This window comes from Streptomyces sp. NPDC048277 (genome assembly GCF_040652235.1).
Classification (GTDB): Bacteria; Actinomycetota; Actinomycetes; order Streptomycetales; family Streptomycetaceae; genus Streptomyces.
Genome location: NZ_JBEZLQ010000082.1, coordinates 1 through 1,531, shown reverse-complemented (window position 1 = coordinate 1,531; position 1,531 = coordinate 1). Strand labels below are relative to the sequence as shown.

Annotated in this window: 1 protein-coding gene; it reads left to right on the top strand. The window is 67.9% G+C overall.

What is annotated here, in order from left to right:
• Window positions 1-101 precede the first annotated feature (101 nt).
• Window positions 102-1,517: an IS4 family transposase gene (locus tag AB0D85_RS52220; protein ID WP_362338765.1), complete on the top strand. Its 1,416-nt coding sequence runs from the start codon at window positions 102-104 to the stop codon at window positions 1,515-1,517.
• The last annotated feature ends 14 nt before the right edge of the window (window positions 1,518-1,531 follow it).

The window sequence follows — 1,531 nt, the reverse complement described above, 5'->3', positions numbered from 1 at the left end:
GCAACGCCAGTGCGTTAAGGATGTGTGCGCCCTGTCAAGAGGGCGGGACCTCTGGTAGTTCGCATGGTGTCGAAGCCATTGCGAGTGTCCCGGAGGTCCCGTTGCCGCAGAATTCTGTCAGCGTCAGGTCCGGCGCGACAGCCCTGGACGTGTACGCGCCCGGTCATCTGGGCGAGTTGACCGAGATCATCGACCCCGAGTTGGTCGACGCGGTCCTGGAGGACACCGGTGTCCGACAGCAGCGGCTACGGCTGCTCCCGGCGCGTGTCGTGGTGTACTTCGTGCTGGCCCTCGCCTTCTTCGAGCGATCCTCCTATCAGGCGGTATGGGCCAAGCTCACGGCGGGACTGGGCAGCGTGCCCGTGGCCCGCCCGTGCGCCTCGTCGCTGGCCCGTGCCCGGCGCCGGCTGGGAAGCGGACCGCTGCGCCATCTGTTCTCGATCCTGGCCGGGCCCGTGGCCGACCACCGCCAGTCCTGCGCGTTCTACCAGGGCCTGCGCCTGGTCGCCGTGGACGGCACCACCTTGTCCGCTCCCGACGAGGAAGCGGTGACCTGGCACTTTCGCAAACACATCGGCAGGGTCCGTGCGTTCGGCTACCCGCTGGTGCGCATGGTGGCCCTCGTGGAGTGCGGCACGCGGGCTCTGGTGGATGCGGTCTTCGGACCCGACGACGTCGGCGAACTCGCCTACGCACGCCGTCTGCTGGGACATCTGGATGCATCGATGCTCTTACTGGCCGACGCCTACTACGACGCGTTCGACTTCCTTCAGGCCGTGCAGGACACCGGGGCGCGTTTCGTGCTGCGCTCGACCCGCAAGCGGCGCCCGACCGTGCGCCGCCCGCTGCCCGACGGCTCCTACCTCACAGCGGTCCTGCCGCGCCGCTACCGTGCCAGGGCGAACGGGCAGCGGGTTCAGGTGCGGGTGGTCGAGGCGTGGCTCACCGTCGTCCTCGCCGACGGTACGCGGCGCACGGAGCTGTGGCGGCTGCTGACGAATCTGCTGGATGCCGACAGCCACCCCGCGAACGACCTGCTGCGGCTCTACCACCGGCGCTGGCAGGCGGAGACCTGCTATTTCTCACTGAAGTCCACGATCTTGGACGGGCGAGTGCTGCGTTCACGCAGTGTCCCCGGTCTTGAGCAGGAGATCTTCGCGCTGCTGACGGTCTACCAGGCGCTGGTCCGCATGGCCGGCGATGTCACGACGGCCACGCCGGGACTGTCCGTCCAGCGGGTGAGCTTCACCGTTCTCTTCCAGGCCGCCGCGGACCAGGTCATCGTCGCCCCGGGGCCTGCCCGGGGCAGTACGACGTCGTTGATCGGGGCCATCGGCCGGGCCGTGCTGGCCAACCTCCTCCCCGAACAGCGCCGCCAGCGTCTGAAGGCCCGATACCGCAAGACATCCAGCAAGTACCAGTTCCAACGGGACCAACATCCACGCACGGTTCAGACGTACACACTGGACTTCAAGATGGTCAAGGACGGAGACATTGACGCCGGGCCTGACGGCTAATGCAACGGCGTTGC